Source organism: Bradyrhizobium sp. 197 (genome assembly GCF_023073375.1).
In the GTDB taxonomy this organism is placed as follows: domain Bacteria; phylum Pseudomonadota; class Alphaproteobacteria; order Rhizobiales; family Xanthobacteraceae; genus Bradyrhizobium.
This window is the reverse complement of sequence record NZ_JADPJJ010000079.1, coordinates 1-19898: the sequence shown is the minus strand read 5'-3', so window position 1 is coordinate 19898 and position 19898 is coordinate 1. Positions and strand designations below refer to the sequence as shown.

The following is a 19898-nucleotide window of genomic DNA, read 5'->3' as shown; positions in this document are numbered from 1 at the left end:
CGGTCGTTGTCGCGGACCGGCTTTGCTATCCTGCTCGTCGATCAATGACCGAAACGACTGCATCCATGTCGACGACGAGGAGCTTATCCACGGCACCGAACGTAGCCGCGCGCGCCGCCTGTGCGACTACCCAGGGCCTCCCTCTCAACCACGAGAAATGACTGGCGCGCCTCACCTCAGGTCGATGCTGGAAAGCAGAGACCGGCGGTTTCAGGAAGCCGGTCGCTCCGCCGCGCTGGCGAGCGCGTCGCGCAGGATCTTTTCCTTGGTCTCGTCCAGAGAGGTCTTCAGCACGACGCCGCCGGCGTCCTTGATCTCGTTGAGGACCTTGTCGGCGGTCATGTTCTTGATCAGGACGAAGAGGGCCGCGTTGCCGGGGTGGAGCGATGCCGAAAGCTCCTTCACGAACGCGTCGTTGATGCCAAAATCGGTCAATGCGCCTCCCAGCGCTCCGGACGCGGCGCCGAGCGCCACACCGATGATCGGATTGAGGAAGAGGACGCCGATCAGGAGGCCCCAGAAGCTGCCGGAGATCGCGCCCGTCGCCGTGGTGTTGACGAGCTGGTTCAGCTTCACGCTGCCTGTTTCTGTCTTCACTGCGATGACGGCATCGCTGATGGAGATCAGATACTCTTTTTGCAACTTGAGCAGCCGCTGGCGGACGTCCTCGGCCTTCGCCTCGCTCGGGTACACGATCGCGACAAGATCAGACATGGAGGCCTCCGTTTACATTGAGGTAGCTCGTCCAGAAGGGACTGATCCCGGCTGCACGGTGCGACATCGAGACTAGAAGGTGAGAGGCCAACCCGGCATCCGAGAAAACCCTCGGGGGTAGGGAGGATGTTCCGGACCTGCCGGAACGCGATTCCTTCGCCGGCCTTCAATTGGCGGCGAACATCAGCGCGGCGAGCAGCAACGCGACCAGGAGGAGGGATATGCTGGCCGTCGACCATTGGCGAAGAATGCCGTCGCCCGTTTCGACGAGGCTGCCGAGTCCGATACAGGTTCGCCGCAAGGGGGCGATCAGCTGCATGATCGTTTTCCCGGCTGCCGAAAATGCCAGGGGATGCGGCCAGGGGCTGAGCAGGATCGCAAGCGCGGCACCTCCGAACACGGTTACGAGCAATTTGACGAGCGCTTCGACTCCGAACAGTTTCGATTCCACGGTATACGTGATCGGCAAATACGGCTCCCATGGCAGCAGGCCAAGCACTAGCGAGCAGAGTGCCAAGGCAAGCGCCGCCAAACCGCTGCCGCGTGGCGGCTTCGCGACGAGGGCGACCGGCTGATCCGGAGGCGAAAGCGCATGGGCAAGTACCAGAACGACATAGGCGGCCGTGAACATCCCGCCGACCTGGAGCACGCCAGCCCACCACCACTGTCCCGTCCTCGCCGTCTCCTGGAGCAACAACTCCTTTGCGAGGGACGCGCCGCTCGGTTGAATTCCCATCAGTGCGAAGCCGGCTAACCCGAAGGTCATGACGCTCAAGGGCAGGGCGCGTGCGGCGCCGCGGATCCCGGTGATGCGATCATGGCCCAGTCCTGCGTAGATCGACCCGACTGCCAGGAACATTGCCGCTTTCGCGGCGGCGTGGGAGATCGCCTGCATCAATCCGCCCGCCAGGGCCTGTCCCGTTTCGAGCCGTCCTGAGGCATCGAGAGCGAGTGGAAACAGCAGGAAAAGGTACCCGATCTGGGCCATTGTCGAATAAGCGACGAGCAGCTTGAGGCGCTGCTGCCGCAGGGCGACGATGCTTCCGACTACGATCGCGCCGGCTCCCAACGCTGCCAGAAATTGTGCAGCGGCAAAGCCGGGCACGCCGGGCAGCACGTTGAACCACACCCGCAGGAGGATGAAGAACGATCCCTTCACGACCAGGCCGGACAGGATCGCGCTCGCTGCGGCCGGGGCGCCGGCGTGAGCGGGCGGCAGCCAGAGGTGCAGCGGAAACAGCGCGGTCTTGGCGAGGAGGCCGGTCGTCATCAACGCCGCCGCAATGAGCGCGCCGGGCTCCGTGGAGACGCGATGAGACAGCAGCACGATATCGAGCGTGCCGTAGAGGCCGTAGAGCAGCGCCGTGCCCATCAGGTAGAGGACGGACCCGACCAACGCGAAGAGAAGGTAGCGCAACGCTGCCTGAAGCGTCTCCGCCTGGCCCTCCAGAGAGACCAGCGGCACCGCGGCGAACGTCAGTAATTCCAAGGCAACGTAAAGGGTGAAGAGGTCGCCTCCGACGAAGATGGTGTTCAGCGCCGCCCAAACCGCTAGCAGAAGAATCCAGAATGCGAACGGTGCCCGGCCGTATCCTGCTGCAAGACGAAAATCGGCTGCGGCAAAAATGGCGACCGCACAGACTACGATGGCCGTGGCGGCGAGCATCACCGCCGACAATCCGTCCGCGCGCAGGGCCACCCCCAGAGGTGGTGGCCAGGCACCGAGCAGATAGACCAGGTGACCGTCGTTCTGCGGCAACGCCAGGAGAACGCCCCCGGAAATTGCTAGGCCGACCGGTATGACCGTGAAGGCGACCCGCCGGACATAGCGGTCGCCGAGCGCGAACGCCAGCAGCACGCCTGCGACTGGCACGACGATCAACAGCACCAGCAGGAGATCTGCCGCCGTCGTCGCCAGCGCGGAGGGAGTGGCCATCATCAGCCGCCGGGCGCGTCGGAACGCGAGCTCGTCGGCGCGCGACTGCCGAGCGTCGTGGAGCCGCTGGTGTGGAACAACCGCAGCAAAAGGGCGATCGCCATTGCCGTCGCGGAAAACGCGACCACGACCCCGGTGATTACCAGGGCCTGCGGCACCGGATCGTTGCCAACACCCGCCGCAGCCCCCCTCCGTCCGACGATCCCGAACAGAAGGAACACGCCGCTGCCGAGCAAGTTGAACGCGAGGATCTTGCGGAGCGATTGCGGGTTCGTGATCAGGCCGTAAAGCCCAAGCCCGACCGCAGCGGCCGCGCACAATCCGAACACCGATACGCTGCTCATCGCTATGTATTCCTTTCCGGCGCGCCGGCGAGGAGGAGGGCGAGGGTCGCTGCGATCGTGAGGATCATCGCGACCTCGATGCCGAGAATTAGCGGTTTGGCGAACGCAACCGGATAGGCGAGGAAGGCCGCTCCGAAACAAAGCCCGCCGAGGCCAACGACAAGAAACAGGCAGGGCCCGGCGACCAGGATAAACCGTAGCCATCGGCTGCTCACCGGTGGTGTGTCCGCCAATCCAGCCATGATGACCAGCAGCCACATGGACGCGAGAACCGCACCGCCCTGAAATGCTCCGCCGGGGTGATCGGCGCCTGTCCACAGCATGTAAATGCCGACGACGATCCCCGCTGGGGGCAACAGGCGGGCGAGGAAGGCGAGAACGCCATTTGGGTCGGCTTCGTGACGCGGTCCCGGACGGCCGCCCCAGGCCCGGTCCGACGCGAGCGACCAGACGCCCACGACGGCCAACAGGAGCACGACCTTCTCGAGCATGGTATCCAGCCCTCGAAATGCCATGAGGACATTGGTGACCGGATTGGCCATTCCGGTCGCCCCGGCATTCGCGACGACCGCCGGTGCCAGCGTCGGAGCATAATCGGGCAGGATCAAGATCGCGAACGCCAGGGCTGCCGCGATCGATGCGGACAGGATAGCGGCGATCAGACGTGTAGAACGGTCTGGTCGTTCGGCTGCCGTCGCCTCGGCATCGCGCAACCGGGCAGCCGCACCCAACAGCACAACGCCGCCCAAGCCGCCGCCGATGGCGGCTTCCGTCAGTGCGACATCGACCGCGTCGAGACGGACCCAGATCAGCGCAACCAGGAGACCGTAGGCGACGAAACCGACGGTGGCCGAATACGTCTCGGGGACGGCGATGGTCCAGATGGCGAGGCCCAGTACCACGGCGGCGAGTGCGATCTCGAAGACCGTTGCGATGCTCATCTGGCCCCGCTTCGGCGCACCGCGCGCGCGATCAATTGCGAGACGGTGGCGCCCGCCAGCAGTGCGAACATCCAGATGCTGATCAACTTCAGCCCGTCGCGAAGGCCTTCAGCTTGCGGGAGCAACCCGAGCACGACGAATCCGAGGCCGAGGTTGTCTGCCTTGGTCAGCGCGTGGAGGCGGGTCAAGGTGTCGGGGAAGCGAAGGAGGCCCACTGTACCTGCCAGGAAGAAGAACGCGCCCGTCGACACGCACGCAATCGTCATGATGTCCCGCGCGAGGTTCATTTGCCCTCCGCCGAACCGACGCCGTCGCTTTCCAGGCGGGACAGCCCTTTTTTGACGAACGCGATGGACGCGAAAGTGGCGAGCAGCGCGAGGATCAACGCCACGTCAACGGCCGCCCGGACGCCTGTCACGGTGCCGAGGAGCAGCAGCACGGCAATGCCCGCGGTGCCGATCAGCTGCGCAGCCATCATCCGATCGGCATCGCCCGGACCGCGCAATATCGACACAAGGCCGAGGGCCAGCAGCGTCAGGATCAAGCCGACGGCGGCGGTCAGGAATTCAGTCATTGTAGAGGGCCCGAATGAGTGCCGCTTCCTCGGCGGCGAGATCGGCAAGGACCGGCTGCGTGACATCGAGGCAGTGATAGATGATCTGTCCGTTCTCCTCGCCGGCAGGCACTGTTCCGGGCAGCAGGCTGGTCAGTGTCGTGAAAACGTTTTGCCGCACGCCTCGCGGCAGCCGCGTCGGATAGGCTACGAACCCGGGACGCAGAGGCAATCGGGGGTTCAGCGCGCGGCCTGCCACGTCTATTCCGGCGACGACGGAGTGATACAGGAAAAGCGACGCCAGACGGGCAATGGCTGGGAGCGACCGCCGCGAACTGCCCGGCTCCAGCAAGTACAAGCTTGTCCAGGTTGCTGCGGCGATTGCGACCGCTGCGGCAGGAACGTCTCCGACCTGAGCGCCAGCGAGCACGAGCCAGAGGCAGCCGAACCCGACCGCACGCGAAGCAACGCTCGACCACCACCCTCGGGTGATGGTGCCCGCCGGCACGTTTCGTTGTCCTGAGGATCCGCTCATGCTGGAAATCCTCCATCGGCATCACATCGCATCGTCGGGCTACAGGGTACCTGAAGGGATCAGCCTTCGCGTTGGTGCACGACCGCGCGTAGCGATACATCATAGGTCGTTCGTCCGGCGCCAGCGTGCCGGTGCTTCGCCGGACGATTCCATCATGTGTCCTGGGCGTAGGCGGCGATATCGGGTGATTGCCTAATCGGGTCTCGGGAATCTCCCAAGCCGCGAACCCGGGCAAACCGCGATTACATCCGGACGCATCGGGTAGATTTACCGATGTCCGGGACCGGCGCTTCCGGCAAAAATGGCGGCGGGGATCGTCGGAAGACCGAGGCCTGCGGAAAGCCGATTTGCCAGGCGACGTTTCACACCGGGAACGGAAGAGCTCATGTTCAAGCGCGGCAGCCATTCCTCGTTCAGACGCATCAGAGCTATGGCCATTTTGACGGCGCTCTCGCCGGTGCTGGCAGCCTGCGGGAGGGAAACGGCAGCGAATGACACGCCAGCGCCTCGTATAGTGCGCACGACGACCGTGGAAAAGCGCAAGCTCACGACGCCCCTGACGTTCTCCGGACGGATCGAAGCCGAAGATGAAGTCAATCTGGCATTCCGGATCTCGGGTCGGCTGTTGAACAACGACACCAGGATCGGCGATCGGGTCAAAGCCGGTCAGGTGCTGGCGCGATTGGAGTCCCAGAACGAGTTGAACGCGCTGCGCCAGGCACAGGCGTCGCTTGCCGCGGCACAAGGGCAGCTGACACAGGCGCGCAATCATTTCGACCGTCAGGAGACGCTCCTGGCGCAGGGTTGGACCACACGGGTCAACTACGATGCCGCGACGCAGGCCCAGCAAACGGCGCGGTCGCAAGTCGACGCCGCCGAAGCCGCGCTGAGTGCCGCGCATGACCTCGTCGGCTTCACCGAACTGAAAGCCGATGCCCCAGGCGTGATCACCGCCACCGGTCAGGGAGCCGGGGAAGTGGTGCAGGCCGGACAGATGATCGCGAGGATCGCGCGGCAAGACGGTCGCGATGCCGTCTTCGACGTTCCCTCTCAACTGGTCAGATCGGCTTCGGCCGATCCGGAGGTCGAGGTCAGCCTGGCGGATGATCCGACCATCAAGGCCAAGGGGCGCATCCGCGAGGTGGGCGCGCAGGCCAACGCCGTGACCAGGACCTTCGAGGTCAGGGTCGGCCTGACCGACCCACCGCCGGCGATGCGCCTTGGTGCGACGGTCGTCGGGCGGGTGAGCACGAGCGCGGGGCCGATGATCGATATTCCGGCCTCAGCCCTGACGAGGATGAACCAGCGACCCGCCGTGTGGATCGTCGATCCAACCGCCAGTACGGTGTCGGTGCGCAATGTGGACGTTCTGCGGTTCGACGAGGCCCAGGCGGTGATTTCGCAAGGATTGGACACCGGCGAGATCGTTGTTACCGCTGGGGTGCAGGCGCTTCATCCGGGCCAGAAGGTCCGGGTTCTCGGATCAGAGCAATGAGCGGGGTCAATCTGTCCGATTGGGCGCTGAAAAGCCGTTCGCTGGTCGTCTATATGATGATCATCGCGGTGGTTGCGGGTGGGCTGTTCTATTTCCGCCTGGGTCGCAACGAAGATCCGGCCTTTATCATCAAGACCATGGTCGTTCAGGCCGCTTGGCCGGGCGCGTCCGTCGAGGAAACGATGAAGCAGGTGACGGAGCGCCTCGAACGCCGCCTGCAGGAGACGCCGCATCTCGACTTCCTGCGAAGTTTTACCAGGGCAGGCGTCTCGACCGTCTTCGTGAATCTGAAAGGCAGTGCCAGCGCACGAGAGGTCACAGACACCTGGTACCACGTGCGCAAGTCGATCGGCGACATGCGCCATACGCTACCCGCCGGAGTGATCGGGCCTGGGTTCAACGACGAATTTGGCGATACTTTCGGAATTATCTACGGCTTTACCAGCGACGGCTTCAGCCAGCGTGAGCTGCGCGACCGGGTCGAAGATATCCGCTCAAGGCTGCTTCTCGTGCCCGACGTGTCGAAGATCGAGCTCCTGGGCGAACAGGACGAGGTGATCTTCGTCGAGTTCTCCACGAAGGAGCTTGCGGCACTCGGAGTCGACCGGTCCGCCCTTATTGCGGCCCTCCAGTCGCAAAACATCGTACGTCCGGCCGGAACGATACAGACGAGCGCCGACAGCATCTCGATACGGGTATCTGGCGGGTTTCAGTCGGAACGGGACATCGCCGACATCAATTTTTCCGCGAGCGGACGCATGCTTCGCCTGAGCGACATCGCGCGGGTGCGTCGCGGTTACACGGACCCGCCCCACCCGATGTTTCGGGTCAATGGGAAGCCGGCGATAGGACTCGCAATCGCCATGCGGGACGGCGGTGATATTCTTGCGCTGGGTGCGAACATCACGAAGGCGATGGCGCAGATTACCGCGGACCTCCCGATCGGGATCGAGCCAAGCGTGGTCGCGGATCAGCCCGTCGTGGTCAACCACGCCATTCGGGAGTTCATGGTCTCGCTGCTTCAGGCGATCGCCATCATCATGGTGGTGAGTTTCATCAGCCTCGGCGTGCGACCCGGCCTGATCATAGCGCTTGCCATACCGTTCACGCTGGCGATCGTCCTGCCGATCATGGGTCTGCTGAGCATCGACATGCAGCGGATATCGCTCGGCGCGCTGATTATCGCGCTCGCGTTGCTGGTCGACGATGCGATGACGACGACCGACGCGACCCTCACCAAACTGGCGGAGGGCGCCGGCAAGGTCGAGGCGGCAACCTTCGCCTACCGGACCCATGCGATGGCGATGCTCGCGGGCACGCTGGTGACGATCGCGGGATTCATCCCGGTCGGCTTTGCGGCAAGCTCGGCCGGCGAATACACGTTCTCGCTGTTCGCGGTGGTGACGATCGCGCTGCTGGTGTCGTGGTTCGTCGCGGTCATTTTCACGCCGCTGCTTGGCGCTGCGATCCTCGTCCCGCCCAAGCAAGGCAACTCAGCCGACCCGGGCAGGATTTTCCGGATCTACCGCAGTTTCCTAACATCGGCGATGCGCGCGAAATGGCTGACCATTACGATCTCGGTGGCGCTCTTCGTCGCCTCGGTTCTGGCGATGCCGATGATCCCGCGGCAGTTCTTTCCCTCGTCGGATCGGCCGGAGCTACTGGTCGATGTCAGCCTGCCTCAGAACGCTTCGATCTACGCGAGCGAAGCTGCGGCGAAGCGCCTCGATGCAGCGCTCGCGAGCGACCTCGATGTGGCGCGGTGGAGCACCTACGTCGGACGGGGTGCGATCCGCTTCTATCTGCCCCTCAACGTCCAGCTCCCGAACGACTTCTTCACGCAGACCGTCGTGATCGCGAAGGATGTCGCCGCACGCGAACGCCTGCATTCCAAGCTTGAAAAGCTGCTCGCCGAAGAATTTCCCAAGGCCATCGCGTTCGTATCTCCGCTCGAGCTCGGGCCGCCGGTCGGTTGGCCGATCCAGTATCGGGTCAGCGGGCCTGACGTTGAGCGGGTGCGCGAGATCGCGCTGCAGGTCGGGAAAATCGTCGCGTCCAGTGCGGACACCAAGCAGGTGAATTTCGATTGGATGGAGCCCGACCGACAGGTGCGCATCCGTGTCGACCAAAACGAGGCGCGACAACTCGGCCTGAGCTCGCAGGCAACCGCGACCGTCCTGAACGCCGTCATCACGGGCACGCCCATCACCCAGGTCCGTGACGATATCTACCTGGTCAACGTTGTGGCGCGGGCTACCGACGAGCAGAGGGTCTCGTTGGACAGTCTGCGCAATCTGCAAGTGGGACTGCCGGGCGGACAAACGGTTCCTCTCAGCCAATTTGCGTCCTTCGAGTATGACCAGGAGTTTCCGCTCATCTGGAGGCGAGATCGGGTTCCGACCTTGACGGTCCAAGCCGCCATCGCCGGTGACAGCTTGCCGGAAAGCGTGGTCGCCTCGCTATTGCCGGCGATCGAGAAGTTCCGGAAGACGCTCCCGCCATCGTACAGCGTGGTGGTGGGTGGGACAGTGGAGGAAAGTCAGAAGTCGCAGGCATCCGTGCTGGCGGTCGTGCCGGTGATGCTATTGGTCATGTTCACCGTCCTCATGGTGCAGCTCCAAAGCTTCCCTCGACTGTTCATGGTCTTGAGCGTGGCTCCCCTGGGGCTGATCGGGGTCGTCGCAGCGTTGATGTTGTCCGGAAGGCCGCTTGGCTTCGTCGCCATTCTGGGGGTCCTCGCGCTCCTCGGCATGATCAGCAAGAACGCGGTCATCCTGATCGGTCAGATCGACGCGGAACGCGCCCTCGGCAAGACGCCCTGGGACGCGGCAGTCGACGCCAGCAGCTCCCGGTTCCGGCCGATCATGTTGACGGCCGTATCCACCGTCCTCGGGATGATCCCGATCGCGCCGACGGTGTTTTGGGGACCGATGGCATTCGCGATCATGGGCGGCTTGCTGGTGGCGACGGTCCTTACGCTCGTCTTCTTGCCGACGATTTATGTCGCGTGGTTCGGCGCGACCGAGCGGGCCGGCGGCGCCGCTCTGCGCAAGCCGTCAGAGGGGCAAAGCAAAGCCGGATAGGGGAATCCTCGTCATCGGCTAGGTAGTCAACCCTATGTTTTTCCGCTCCGTGATGGGTGCATCTGTGACGACAGATAATCGGGACGCTTCCAATGACCACCAATAAGGACGTCCAAAGATTGCCGCTCCGGACCCTGACAGCCATGGTGGTCGGCGGCATGGTCGGTGCCGGCGTATTCTCGATACCGCGCAACTTCGCGCAGGCGACGGGCATCTACGGGGCCCTCATCGCCTGGGCCATTGCCGGTGCCGGCATGCTGATGCTCTGCTTCGTGTTTCAGACGTTGGCCAACCGCAAGCCGGATCTCGATGCCGGTGTCTACGCCTATGCGCGGGCGGGATTCGGGCCGTATGTCGGCTTCTTTTCGGCGTTCGGCTACTGGGCCAGCGCCTGCGTCGGCAACGTGTCTTACTGGATCCTGATCAAGTCGACGCTCGGCGCATTCTTTCCCGCTTTGGGCCAGGGCAATACCTTGACCGCAGTCCTGATCTCCTCGGTCGGGATATGGGCATTCCATTTTCTGGTGCTGCGCGGCGTGAAGGAAGCAGCCGGAATCAACGCCATCGTCACGGTCGCCAAGATCATTCCGCTGCTGCTGTTCTTGGTATTGTCGATCTTCTTCCTCAAGCCGTCCGTGTTCGTGGACAACCTCTGGGGCGGCGCGGCGGGCGACTATGGTAACCTGTTCGAGCAGGTCAAGGCGACGATGCTGGTGACCGTCTTCGTGTTCCTGGGCATCGAGGGTGCGAGCAACTATTCGCGCTTCGCGGAGAAGCGCGAGGACGTGGGTGTCGCTACCGTCACGGGATTTCTCGGCGTGCTGGCGCTGTTCGCGTCGGTGTCGATATTGGCCTACGGCGTCCTGCCACGCACGGAGATCGCGCAGCTTCGCCAGCCCTCTGTCGGTGGCGTGCTCGAGGCCGCGGTCGGCCATTGGGGAGCGGTGTTTATCGGGGCCGGCGTGATCGTCTCGGTTCTTGGCGCTTATCTGGCGTGGACGATGATGGCTGCCGAGGTGCTTTCGGTGGCCGCCAAAAAACTGGACATGCCGGCGTTCCTGGCACGAGAGAATGCCAATCAAGTGCCGTCATCGGCGCTGCTGATGACCACGCTGCTGATTCAAGTGGTGCTCGTCGCCACGCTGTTCTCAGACGACGCCTTCACCTTCGCGCTGTCGCTCTGCAGCCACCTCTCGTTGATTCCGTACTTTCTGTCAGCGGCCTTTGCGTTGATGCTGGTTTTTCGCAGAGAGACTTACGAAAAGGACCCGCGCGACCTCCGCAAGGACACCATCATTGCGGTTCTGGCGACGATCTACACGATATTCCTGTTGTTCGCCGGCGGGACGAAGTTCCTGCTGCTCGGCTTCATCATCTACGCCCCCGGCACGATCCTGTACTACATCACGCGGAAAGAGCAGGGCAAACAGCTCTTCACGCCGGCCGAATGGGTCTTGTTCGCGGTGGCGGTGATCGGATGTGTCGTCGGTATCCATGGCCTCGCTACCGGCTATATCAGCATCTAGCCCCAGTACGAAAGGAGCCACCAATGGCGAATTCCTCAGCCTTCGGCGTTCATTCGGAGGTCGGTCAGCTCCGGAAGGTGATGGTGTGCTCGCCAGGTCGGGCGCATCAGCGGCTCACGCCGTCGAACTGCGATCAGTTGCTGTTCGATGATGTTCTCTGGGTGGAGAACGCCAAGCGTGACCATTTCGACTTCGTCACCAAGATGCGCGACCGGGGCGTCGATGTGGTGGAAATGCACAACCTTCTGGCCGAAACGGTGGCGGTACCGGAGGGTAAAAAGTGGATACTCGACAATCAGGTCGTGCCCAATCAGGTCGGGCTCGGCTTCATCGACGAATTGAGGAGCTACCTTTCCGGCCTCGACAATCGCGCGCTTGCGGAAACCTTGATCGGTGGCCTGTCGACTCATGACTTTCCTGAAGAGCATGGCGGCCAGGCGATCAAGATGGTCAAGGAGGCGGCGGGTGCCACCGAGTACCTGCTGCCGCCGCTGCCGAACACGCTGTACACGCGCGACACCACCTGCTGGATCTATGGAGGCGTGACGCTCAACTCGCTTTATTGGCCGGCCAGACACGAGGAAACGATCCTCACAACCGCGATCTACAAGTTCCATCCTGATTTCGCCGGCAAGGTCAATGTCTGGTGGGGCGACCCCACGCACGACCATGGGCTGGCTACTCTGGAGGGCGGCGACGTGATGCCGATCGGCAAAGGAGTCGTGCTGATCGGGATGAGCGAACGTACATCCCGTCAGGCGATCAGCCAACTCGCGGCGACGCTGTTTGCGAAGAAGGCGGCCGAACGCGTGATCGTCGCGGCGATGCCCAAGATCCGCGCAGCCATGCATCTCGACACTGTGTTCACCTTCGCCGACCGCGACTGCGTACTGACCGCGCCCGACTTCATCAATCAGACCCGCGCCTACTCCTATCGCCCGAGCGACCAACCGAGTGGCGTCGAGTTGCACCCCGAGAACAAGCCATTCGTCAGTGTCGTCGAGGAAGCGCTGGGTCTTAAGAAGCTTCGTGTGGTCGAGGCGGGAGGAAGCGATTATCAGCGCGAGCGCACGCAATGGGACAGCGGCGCCAACCTCGTCTGTGCGTCGCCAGGCGTGGTGTACGCGTACGATCGAAACACCTACACCAACACACTGCTGCGCAAAGAAGGTATCGAGGTCATCACCATCGTCGGGGCGGAACTGGGCCGTGGTCGCGGTGGCGGCCACTGCATGACGTGCCCGATCATCCGTGACGCCGTGGACTACTAGCGCAGAGGCACCCTGGCGGGTGAAGCCAGGATGAAGCCTGGGCGAAGCCCAAGGCATCGGAGGCCGTGAGTTCGGGAAGCTCGGCCGGCCTCGCGGCCGTTCAGCGGCCTCGGCACATGCAGGAGCTTGCATCGACGGCCCCGAGCCCGCAATGGGCAGGATCGTCACGAGGCTCTCGCCTTCCTTGCAGCTGTTTCACACGCTCGACCCCACGCAGGCGCTGTTTAAGGCCGGGCGCCGCTCACTGATCATCGGCATCGTCATCCTCGCGATCTGTCTGGCAGTCGGATGGCTTGCTTCATTGATGCTCGGAGATGGACCTCTCCCAGAATGAATCTGCGCCGGTCTACGGTGGCGCGGTTTAGGAAGCGATGTGCACGTTTCTTTCGGCAGTCTCCGAGCTTGTGTGATCCGAGATTGTGTGGTCACGCAGTAACAACATTCCGCGAAAGGGTCGTGCGTTGTCGGCGTCGCTTGACACAACTACTGCGGGGCCTATGGTCGCGTCGTTGGGGAAGGCGGGGCCGACAGTCTCGAGGTTCAGATGCGTGTATCTGGAGTTCTTCTGCAGCTGGTTGGAGCCTTGGGTGCCACTGCTGCAGTGGCCGCGGACGTGGACCTGAAAGAGTTCAGGGCGGATCCGCCGGCACTGCCGCTGCCTTCGTGGAGTGTGGTCGGTTCCGTGTCGTCGATGTTTACCGACAACGCTCTGTTCACGCGCGACGCCCGCAAGTCGGATGGTTATTACGAGCCCGATATCAGCGCCAGACTGGACGGATACCTGACGAACGACCTGTCCTATCGCCTCTATGCCCGCGCGCAGTATGAGGCATTCGCAACGGAGAAGGACGGGAATGCCGCAATCGCCCGCTTGGGAGGACGATTGACCGAGAACTGGAATGGCTGGCGGTTCTCGGCGATCTACGAAAATCGTTACGACTTCGACGGCGTCTACCGCGGCCTCGCGTTTACCTCGAACGACGTGATGGGATCGGTGGCCCGCGACTTTCGTATCAACAACGTCACCCTGTCGCCATTGTTGCTGCTGACCTACCGGTTTTCCGATCTTGCGGAAGCGCGCCGCTGGCGCTTCGATGCCGTTCTCGGAATCGAAGTGCAGCTCGACTCCAAATGGTCGGTCGTGAGCTCGCCTCTGTTCGAAGCCTATTGGTTCACCGATGGATTGAATTCAGGACGGCAGGACCAGCTCTATTCGGCGGATATCGGTCTGAAGTATAATTTCGCGAGCAATCTGTCGCTCACGACCACGGTGCTGTACGAGGCCCGGACGTCCAACGTTCCGATTCGGCACTACAGGGATCTTCGGATCGGTCCGCGGCTCGACTTCGCCTTCTGAGAAAGAATACGAAATGTCAACGAGACGACTCTTCGTCCTGCTGTGGACGGTTTTCGGAATGACGGCGGCAACCGCCGCGTTGGCGGACCCCCGTGATTCCGTCGAGCGGAGCCAGCGCATGGATACCGACGCGCTCCGGGATGACATCGGGCAGAATCGCCTGCGAGTTCCCGCTCATCCACTGGTGATAGTACCGGCCCCGCAAACTCCTCCGGTCTCTCGGACGAAGAAGAAGTCGGGCTCAGCCAAAGATAGCGGTCGATAGGACGTCGTCGTGCGATAGTTCGGGCATCTGGCGATGTGCCAGAAACGACGCCACCCTGCATTTCCATAAAGCTCGTCCCTGATGGTCTGGACCGTAAGGTGACGTTCGGTCGTGTCCGGATGCGCGACGAAGAATTTTAGCAGTCATTGTCTCATTTTATCGCGTTGGTTCCAGCGATTGGCACAAACTGCATATACCGGACGAAAACTCATGTCAGTCATGCGCAGGTTTTGAAGTATTATGAATTAACCCCTTGGTTGTATGGAAAACCAGGAGGTATGATAGTGCACGTCATTCCCTTAGGGGTGCGCGTCGAATTGCGGCCCTCATGGGACATGTTGAACGGGTCATTATCTAGGTCGTCGATTGGCGACAGTCGATGTCCAGGACGGACTTAAAAGCTGGATGCGTCCAATGAAGCCGTGCAGCCTTCCTGCGAGCCTGTTGAAGCCACATGGAACCGCGAAGCGCCTCGGTCGACACCGGATGAGCGTTCTTGAGTCTTCTGAAGAACAGCCGGATAACCCAACCGGTCGTGATTTGGCTTCCATACAGGAGGGTATTCAGCAGCGGATTGCCTCGGAACTTCATGATTCGACTTGTCAATATTTGGTCGCGGCAAGTCTTGGGTTGATGCGAATCCGCGCCTGCGTCGGCGGAGCAAACGGCGTCGATAGGCTTTGCGACGACGTTGATGCATCGATCGACCGTGCTCTGAGGGATATCCGCTCGCTTACATATTTGCTGCATCCACAGGACGTGATGGAGGAAGGACTGAAGGCGACGATCGAATGCTACGTCCGCGGCTTTGCTGCGCGCACCGCCTTGCGCGCCCGGAGCGTCGTCGACGCTGGAGTGGACGGGCTGTCATACGACAGCCAAAGGGCATTGCTGCGGATCGTTCAGGAAGGACTCGCGAACATATTCCGGCACGCGAGCGCGACGGAGGTCAAAATCCTCGTCCAGGCAACCCGCGGGCAGTTTCGACTGACCATCAGCGACAATGGACGCGGCTTCGCGGCTCACCGCGCTGAACGAGGCGGCGGAACGACGTCGATGGGTGTCGGCATTCCCGCCATGAGGGAGAGGCTCGCGCGCCTTGGCGGCAGCCTCGAGATTCGATCCGATCCGGAAAGCTCCGGGACCACGTTGTACGCGGTTATCCCGGTTCGCAACGAGGCGAAGCGGCACAAGCGGCGCTTGTTGTTGCAGTCATGAGAGCCGACGCGCATCTCCAAGGACGAGATCCGTCGGGCGACCGTCGCGCTCCGATATGGCCATCGGCTTGCGGTACTCGAAGCGGCGGCGATCGAAGCAGGAGCACTTTGCATGAAACGTATCCTGATCGCCGATGATCATGAGGCTGTCCGTTCAGGTATCCGAGCGGTGCTTGGGCAACGTGCCGATTGGGAGGTCGTGGCGGAGGTGAGCGACGGCAGAAAGGCAGTTGCCGCCGCGATCGAGAGCAGGCCGCATGTCGCCATTCTGGATTTCTCCATGCCGCGCATGACCGGAGTTGAGGTGACCCGGCGGATCAGGGAGTGCTCGCTCCCCACCGAGGTCCTGATCTTTACCGTTCACAGCTCTAGCTTGCTGGCGCAGCAGGCCTATCAGGCCGGCGCGCGGGCCTTCTTGTCGAAGTCGGAGGCGAACAAGCTGCTGCTTGCGGCTGTCGATTCACTCCTGGTTCACAAATCGTTCGGCGTTGGAATCGGGGTTGACCATATAGATTGCGCACCGCTCGATGAGGCGAGGCTGACGCCCCGCGAGCAACTGGTCGTCAAGCTCGTTGCCGACGGATACAGCAACAAGGGCATCAGTGCCATCTTGAACCTCAGTGTGAAGACCACAGAAGCTCACCGGGCCGCCGCGATGCGGAAGCTCGATGTGAACTCGACAGCCGGTCTGGTCCGATACGCGGTTAGAGCCAAACTGGTCGACGAGTGATGGAGCATTCCGGCGATCGGGACATCCGCGACCCGATCTCAGGGTTTTGTGGGATAACTTTCCGGAAGAGGGTCGATACAGTCAGCCGACTTGGCTGCCAGTCATCTCCGTTGATTGCCCGATAGGTTCTGGGTCGACATACGGGAGCGCCGTCGTGAAGCGCATCGTCATTGCCGATGATCATGAGGTTGTACGGTCGGGGCTGCGCGCGATCGTCCAAATGCGCTCTGATTGGGTCGTCGGCGGCGAGGCTTGCGACGGCGAGCAGGCCCTGGCTTTGGCGATCGAAACGCGTGCGGACGTCCTGATCGCCGATTACTCGATGCCGTTCATGAATGGACTCGAAGTGAGTCGCCGCCTCAGCGCTATGCATATGCGAACGGAGGTGTTAATCCTGACGATGCATGACAGCGAGGAACTGTTGACGGAGGCCATTCTGGCCGGCGTTCGCGGCTTCCTGTTCAAGTCTGATGCCCGAGAGCACCTGATATCCGCGATAGACGCCTTGCTTGATCGCAGGCCGTACTTCACTGGCGTGTTGCTGGAAAAGCTTCTGCGGGACTTCCAACTCAACAAGCAGAACAAGTCGGGCGTACTGCTCACCTCGCGGGAGCAGAGCGTGGTCCAGCTCATTGCGGAGGGGCATACCAACAAATCGATCAGCGCCATCTTGAAATTGAGTGTGAAAACCATCGAGACCCATCGTGCCGCGGCGATGCGCAAGCTCGGGATGTCATCGACGGCGGAGCTTGTTCGCTATGCGATTCGAAAGAAACTGGTCGCGCCATGAGTGCGACGACAGCGACCGACCCTGCGCTCCGAGGCTAGTTTTCGTCGTCTCGTCGAAGCACACGCGCATGCTGGCAGCGAATTCCGAGGATCCGGACCGGGCGGCCGGCGCAGACGCATTTAAGGTCCCCCAGCTGGACAAGTTTCCGCGATCCGGTTGAGTTCGCCATCATTGCGGGACTAGAGTGCCCTTGCGGGGAAAATAAAACAATGATGGCACGGCGCTATGCGGTCCGAAAGTCTTGCCCTGGCTGTGGCAGGCCAATGAAGGGTTTGCCGGACGAAGCAGCGGAGGGACGGCTGCGCTACGTCTGCGCCAAATGCGACGACGACCCGCTGCGTGATCCTGCAGCGCGCAAGTGGGCGGACGGCCCGCTGCGTCCTCCGGAGAAATGAGCGCAGCTATTCCGATCGGTTAGAGCAGGAACGAAGGCTCTCCAGAGGGGCGAGCGCCGGTCTGCTCGATGCGCAGACTGAGCGCATGGCGATCATGTAGAACTCGGACCACGAGATCATCCGGGAGACGCACGACCAGATGCATTTTGCGGCGCGCGCTTGCCGGGTTTTCGCGGGCTTCGCGGACAAGATCTTTGGCGATACGATACCGCTGGATCAGCGCGATTTTTCAGAAACATCCTATTTCGTAGACGACTAAAACAGCTCGGCGCCGAGCGAGCATGATGGCAACTCGCTGCCATAATTTCCTAGGATGGGCGTTCGACGAAGGCGACGGCCTTGTTGCTATAGGTCCATGTCGCGCCGTCGCGTTTGCTGATCCCGAGAAAGGCGGTCGACGTACCGGCATATTTCATGGCCTGATTGCCGCCGTCGATGCCATAGGCCCATGGGTCGAGGCACAGAAACTCGGTGACCTTGTTGTCGGCCCCCGTAGTGCGGTGGCCGACGATGCCGACATAATGGGCGCCGCCGAGGGACGCCCGTACCGGCATCTTGTTTTCGAGATTCTTGATTGTCCAATCCACCGCTTTGCTGGGATCCCTTCCCACGCTCACTTGGTCGCGCGCCGTCGGTTCGGCCATTTTCCAGCCCATGTAGCGGACGAACACGATCTTGAGGATCGAACCGCACCAATATTCATTGTTCACCGCTTTGAGGAAGCCGCCATTGTTCTGGTTCCATGGCAGCTTGCTCTTCTTGTAGTTTTCCATCGACTCGTCCGTCGAGGTCGTCGACAGCGTGGGATGGGTGTGCAGCGGCTCATCCACCAGCATTTCATAGACGCGATGGCGGTTGTCCAATTCGTCGCTCGGGTCTTGGTTGCTGTAGAATTTGCGATAGGTGGGCACCTTGGCCGCCGTACTGACGGCGTGGAAATAGTGCCAGATCAAATCGGTTTTCCACGAGGGGTCGCGTGTATGGGTGTCGGACATGGAGACGTTCCATATGAGGTATTCGGCTGCTGCGGATTCGCGGCCTTTTCTCACTTGCGGTCAGACCCAGCCGCGCTGAAAGGTTAGTCCCCGCTCGATTGATGACGGTTCAATTTTGTAGGCGGAACCTCACGCGGTGCCCGCGCAGTGTTTGGGGATGCGGCAAACCCGGTTCTGGCTCTCAACCGCAGCGCAGGCGTCCGATATTGCGGTCCAAGCCGACATTGTCGCAGATAGCGCAGGCTCTTAAACAGGCGTTCGGAATTCAACGAAGTGCCGGCGCTGACCGCAGCCTCAACGTGCTGAAGGGATGCCGAGAACGAGTGCTCTTACCATGCGTTGAAGTTGGTGACGAGTTGCTTGTCCAAGGACAAGCTTTCCATGCCACTGGAAAGCAAAATATCACTTCGGCTATGGTGTCCACTCCCGGGCATGTTTCGTTTGTGGTGCAAGAAGTGACCGAGATTTCTAGTCCAGGTGCCTTGCGCGCAGATCTTGAAGGTCCTTTTTCAACGCCACCAGATCCAGCCCGCGAGGAAAAGTGAGGCGTCCAGAGCGGATCACGAGCCGGACGTACGGATAGCGTTCCTCGGCAAGCATCGGATAACTGATCTTGTACTTGTGCCAATCTTCAACGATGTGTGCCTGTTGCTCGACGTTGTATGAGTCCCAGGAATCGCCCGGCGTGTACTCGTAGCCGGCACCGACTGTCTGCGCCCAGAAGGAGCGCGCCATCGTCCAATTTGAATCGTTGAACGCCTGCCACACGTGGGTCATTTCGTGCACGAAGAGGTCGCAGATGCGACCGAAGTCGTCGCACAAGAGGCCGAAGGTGGGGTTAGGCGATGCCATGTTACTGAACGCGACATTGCCAAGATTGATGGCATACCGCATGCTTGGCACCATGGGATTGCTTCCCCTAAAGAACGGCCCATCGTTCGTCCACGGTCTTCCGCCTGCTCCCAGGCCATTGGTAATCGCAATTGTCTCCCACGGCGGCAGCGTTGGGCCAAAGACGTTGCGCGCGAAATTCCGCTCGCTGACGTCCAGCACGCGCGCGAAGTCCGGTCGGCTTCCTTCACATGCCGGCGGGGTTGGAGCCGCTGGGGTGGGCGCAACCGGTGGAGTGGGCGCAATCGGCGGGGGAGGCGGCGTACCTGGCGGCAGATAGATGAATCCCCCTCGCCACCCACCTTTCCCGCCGGTCGTACCGGAAGAGAACGCAAAATTCTGGCGGTCGGGCGACATCGTGCGGCAGCCTACATACTCGGCCAGGTACCAGTTCACCTGTCGTGTGGCTTGTTGGAAATCGCGCTGTTTGACGAGCTTGATGCCCGGAAAGTTGAACTCGATGAGGTCCCAGGGATCGATGCCGATCCGCTTGGCGAGGGATATCCAAGTCTCGCCCGCCGTCACGGCATGCCGGATTCCTGCTGGCGGTACATAGCTTTCGACGACAGGCTTCAAGGGCCTTTCCTGGTTCGGCAATGTAAAGCCTCCCCTGCTGATTCCTGCGGAACTACGCGTTCTCGCCACCAATATCTATTGGTCGCCACTACCTCGATGCGGTTCGATGGTTCCATTCATTCGATGCGCGAACTGGCAGTGGAAAATCGAGGAGCTTCATTCGTAACATGAAGGCGTAGACAAGGGTAACTGCCCAGGTGGCCGTTTGTATTCTCTTGACTGACCACATGTGTTTGTGAGTCAAGGTATGGGTGACGCCGCCAAATTCCTCATTGTCTGTGGAT

Annotated in this window: 19 protein-coding genes; 9 read left to right on the top strand and 10 right to left on the bottom strand. The window is 61.7% G+C overall.

Annotation, left to right across the window (positions count from 1 at the left end):
- Window positions 1-210: 210 nt before the first annotated feature.
- The 7 genes from IVB27_RS18905 to IVB27_RS18875 all read right to left on the bottom strand — a co-directional run bounded on the left by IVB27_RS18905 (window position 211) and on the right by IVB27_RS18875 (window position 4996).
- Window positions 211-714, bottom strand: a complete 504-nt coding sequence (locus IVB27_RS18905) for a DUF1269 domain-containing protein (RefSeq protein ID WP_247444838.1) — start codon at window positions 712-714, stop codon at window positions 211-213.
- 166 nt (window positions 715-880) lie between these two features.
- The gene (locus tag IVB27_RS18900; RefSeq protein ID WP_247444837.1) at window positions 881-2650 is read right to left on the bottom strand and encodes a complex I subunit 5 family protein; all 1770 of its coding nucleotides are present in this window, start codon (window positions 2648-2650) and stop codon (window positions 881-883) included.
- Window positions 2651-2652: 2 nt separating this feature from the next.
- Window positions 2653-2994 carry an NADH-quinone oxidoreductase subunit K gene (locus IVB27_RS18895; RefSeq protein WP_247340915.1) on the bottom strand — a complete coding sequence of 114 codons (342 nt, stop codon included), beginning with the start codon at window positions 2992-2994 and terminating at the stop codon, window positions 2653-2655.
- 2 nt (window positions 2995-2996) lie between these two features.
- Complete coding sequence (mbhE, locus tag IVB27_RS18890; RefSeq protein WP_247340914.1) at window positions 2997-3935, bottom strand: hydrogen gas-evolving membrane-bound hydrogenase subunit E; 939 nt, start codon at window positions 3933-3935, stop codon at window positions 2997-2999.
- Window positions 3932-4222 (bottom strand): cation:proton antiporter, encoded by a 291-nt coding sequence (locus tag IVB27_RS18885; RefSeq protein WP_247340913.1) that lies wholly within the window; start codon window positions 4220-4222, stop codon window positions 3932-3934. Before IVB27_RS18885 ends, mbhE begins: the two co-directional genes overlap by 4 nt.
- Window positions 4219-4509, bottom strand: a complete 291-nt coding sequence (locus IVB27_RS18880) for an MrpF/PhaF family protein (RefSeq protein WP_247340912.1) — start codon at window positions 4507-4509, stop codon at window positions 4219-4221. Before IVB27_RS18880 ends, IVB27_RS18885 begins: the two co-directional genes overlap by 4 nt.
- Complete coding sequence (locus tag IVB27_RS18875) at window positions 4502-4996, bottom strand: Na+/H+ antiporter subunit E (protein WP_247444836.1); 495 nt, start codon at window positions 4994-4996, stop codon at window positions 4502-4504. Before IVB27_RS18875 ends, IVB27_RS18880 begins: the two co-directional genes overlap by 8 nt.
- Window positions 4997-5408: 412 nt before the next feature.
- Here IVB27_RS18875 and IVB27_RS18870 point away from each other — a divergent pair, with 412 nt between their 5' ends.
- From IVB27_RS18870 to IVB27_RS18830, 9 genes are all read left to right on the top strand, one after another.
- Complete coding sequence (locus tag IVB27_RS18870; protein ID WP_247444835.1) at window positions 5409-6518, top strand: efflux RND transporter periplasmic adaptor subunit; 1110 nt, start codon at window positions 5409-5411, stop codon at window positions 6516-6518.
- Complete coding sequence (locus tag IVB27_RS18865) at window positions 6515-9601, top strand: efflux RND transporter permease subunit (RefSeq protein WP_247444834.1); 3087 nt, start codon at window positions 6515-6517, stop codon at window positions 9599-9601. Before IVB27_RS18870 ends, IVB27_RS18865 begins: the two co-directional genes overlap by 4 nt.
- A gap of 92 nt (window positions 9602-9693) precedes the next feature.
- Window positions 9694-11127 carry a basic amino acid/polyamine antiporter gene (locus IVB27_RS18860; protein ID WP_247340909.1) on the top strand — a complete coding sequence of 478 codons (1434 nt, stop codon included), beginning with the start codon at window positions 9694-9696 and terminating at the stop codon, window positions 11125-11127.
- Between the two features lie 23 nt (window positions 11128-11150).
- Window positions 11151-12398 (top strand): arginine deiminase, encoded by a 1248-nt coding sequence (gene arcA / locus IVB27_RS18855; protein ID WP_247340908.1) that lies wholly within the window; start codon window positions 11151-11153, stop codon window positions 12396-12398.
- 151 nt (window positions 12399-12549) lie between these two features.
- Window positions 12550-12732: a hypothetical protein gene (locus IVB27_RS18850; RefSeq protein WP_247444833.1), complete on the top strand. Its 183-nt coding sequence runs from the start codon at window positions 12550-12552 to the stop codon at window positions 12730-12732.
- A gap of 357 nt (window positions 12733-13089) precedes the next feature.
- Window positions 13090-13755, top strand: coding sequence for an outer membrane beta-barrel protein (locus IVB27_RS18845; protein ID WP_247445011.1), 666 nt, complete (start codon window positions 13090-13092; stop codon window positions 13753-13755).
- Between the two features lie 751 nt (window positions 13756-14506).
- Entirely contained in the window at window positions 14507-15238 is a 732-nt protein-coding gene (locus IVB27_RS18840) for a sensor histidine kinase (RefSeq protein WP_247444832.1), read from the top strand.
- Between the two features lie 111 nt (window positions 15239-15349).
- Entirely contained in the window at window positions 15350-15967 is a 618-nt protein-coding gene (locus tag IVB27_RS18835) for a response regulator (RefSeq protein ID WP_247444831.1), read from the top strand.
- 154 nt (window positions 15968-16121) lie between these two features.
- On the top strand, window positions 16122-16757 hold the full coding sequence (locus IVB27_RS18830; RefSeq protein ID WP_247444830.1) for a response regulator transcription factor: 636 nt from the start codon (window positions 16122-16124) through the stop codon (window positions 16755-16757).
- Between the two features lie 703 nt (window positions 16758-17460).
- Here IVB27_RS18830 and IVB27_RS18825 read toward each other — a convergent pair.
- The 3 genes from IVB27_RS18825 to IVB27_RS18815 form a co-directional block, all read right to left on the bottom strand.
- Window positions 17461-18147, bottom strand: a complete 687-nt coding sequence (locus IVB27_RS18825; RefSeq protein WP_247444829.1) for a hypothetical protein — start codon at window positions 18145-18147, stop codon at window positions 17461-17463.
- 468 nt (window positions 18148-18615) lie between these two features.
- Complete coding sequence (locus tag IVB27_RS18820; RefSeq protein ID WP_247444828.1) at window positions 18616-19614, bottom strand: hypothetical protein; 999 nt, start codon at window positions 19612-19614, stop codon at window positions 18616-18618.
- Between the two features lie 88 nt (window positions 19615-19702).
- The coding region (locus tag IVB27_RS18815) for a hypothetical protein (protein WP_247444827.1) at window positions 19703-19898 on the bottom strand (196 nt) is incomplete at its 5' end.

What these genes read in the sequence shown, in the direction of transcription:
- IVB27_RS18905 (WP_247444838.1), bottom strand. Translation starts at nt 714, where the DNA reads ATGTCTGATCTTGTCGCGATCGTGTACCCGAGCGAGGCGAAGGCCGAG.
- IVB27_RS18900 (WP_247444837.1), bottom strand. Translation starts at nt 2,650, where the DNA reads ATGGCCACTCCCTCCGCGCTGGCGACGACGGCGGCAGATCTCCTGCTG.
- IVB27_RS18895 (WP_247340915.1), bottom strand. Translation starts at nt 2,994, where the DNA reads ATGAGCAGCGTATCGGTGTTCGGATTGTGCGCGGCCGCTGCGGTCGGG.
- mbhE (WP_247340914.1), bottom strand. Translation starts at nt 3,935, where the DNA reads ATGAGCATCGCAACGGTCTTCGAGATCGCACTCGCCGCCGTGGTACTG.
- IVB27_RS18885 (WP_247340913.1), bottom strand. Translation starts at nt 4,222, where the DNA reads ATGAACCTCGCGCGGGACATCATGACGATTGCGTGCGTGTCGACGGGC.
- IVB27_RS18880 (WP_247340912.1), bottom strand. Translation starts at nt 4,509, where the DNA reads ATGACTGAATTCCTGACCGCCGCCGTCGGCTTGATCCTGACGCTGCTG.
- IVB27_RS18870 (WP_247444835.1), top strand. Translation starts at nt 5,409, where the DNA reads ATGTTCAAGCGCGGCAGCCATTCCTCGTTCAGACGCATCAGAGCTATG.
- IVB27_RS18865 (WP_247444834.1), top strand. Translation starts at nt 6,515, where the DNA reads ATGAGCGGGGTCAATCTGTCCGATTGGGCGCTGAAAAGCCGTTCGCTG.
- IVB27_RS18860 (WP_247340909.1), top strand. Translation starts at nt 9,694, where the DNA reads ATGACCACCAATAAGGACGTCCAAAGATTGCCGCTCCGGACCCTGACA.
- arcA (WP_247340908.1), top strand. Translation starts at nt 11,151, where the DNA reads ATGGCGAATTCCTCAGCCTTCGGCGTTCATTCGGAGGTCGGTCAGCTC.
- IVB27_RS18850 (WP_247444833.1), top strand. Translation starts at nt 12,550, where the DNA reads ATGGGCAGGATCGTCACGAGGCTCTCGCCTTCCTTGCAGCTGTTTCAC.
- IVB27_RS18845 (WP_247445011.1), top strand. Translation starts at nt 13,090, where the DNA reads ATGTTTACCGACAACGCTCTGTTCACGCGCGACGCCCGCAAGTCGGAT.
- IVB27_RS18840 (WP_247444832.1), top strand. Translation starts at nt 14,507, where the DNA reads ATGAGCGTTCTTGAGTCTTCTGAAGAACAGCCGGATAACCCAACCGGT.
- IVB27_RS18835 (WP_247444831.1), top strand. Translation starts at nt 15,350, where the DNA reads ATGAAACGTATCCTGATCGCCGATGATCATGAGGCTGTCCGTTCAGGT.
- IVB27_RS18825 (WP_247444829.1), bottom strand. Translation starts at nt 18,147, where the DNA reads ATGTCCGACACCCATACACGCGACCCCTCGTGGAAAACCGATTTGATC.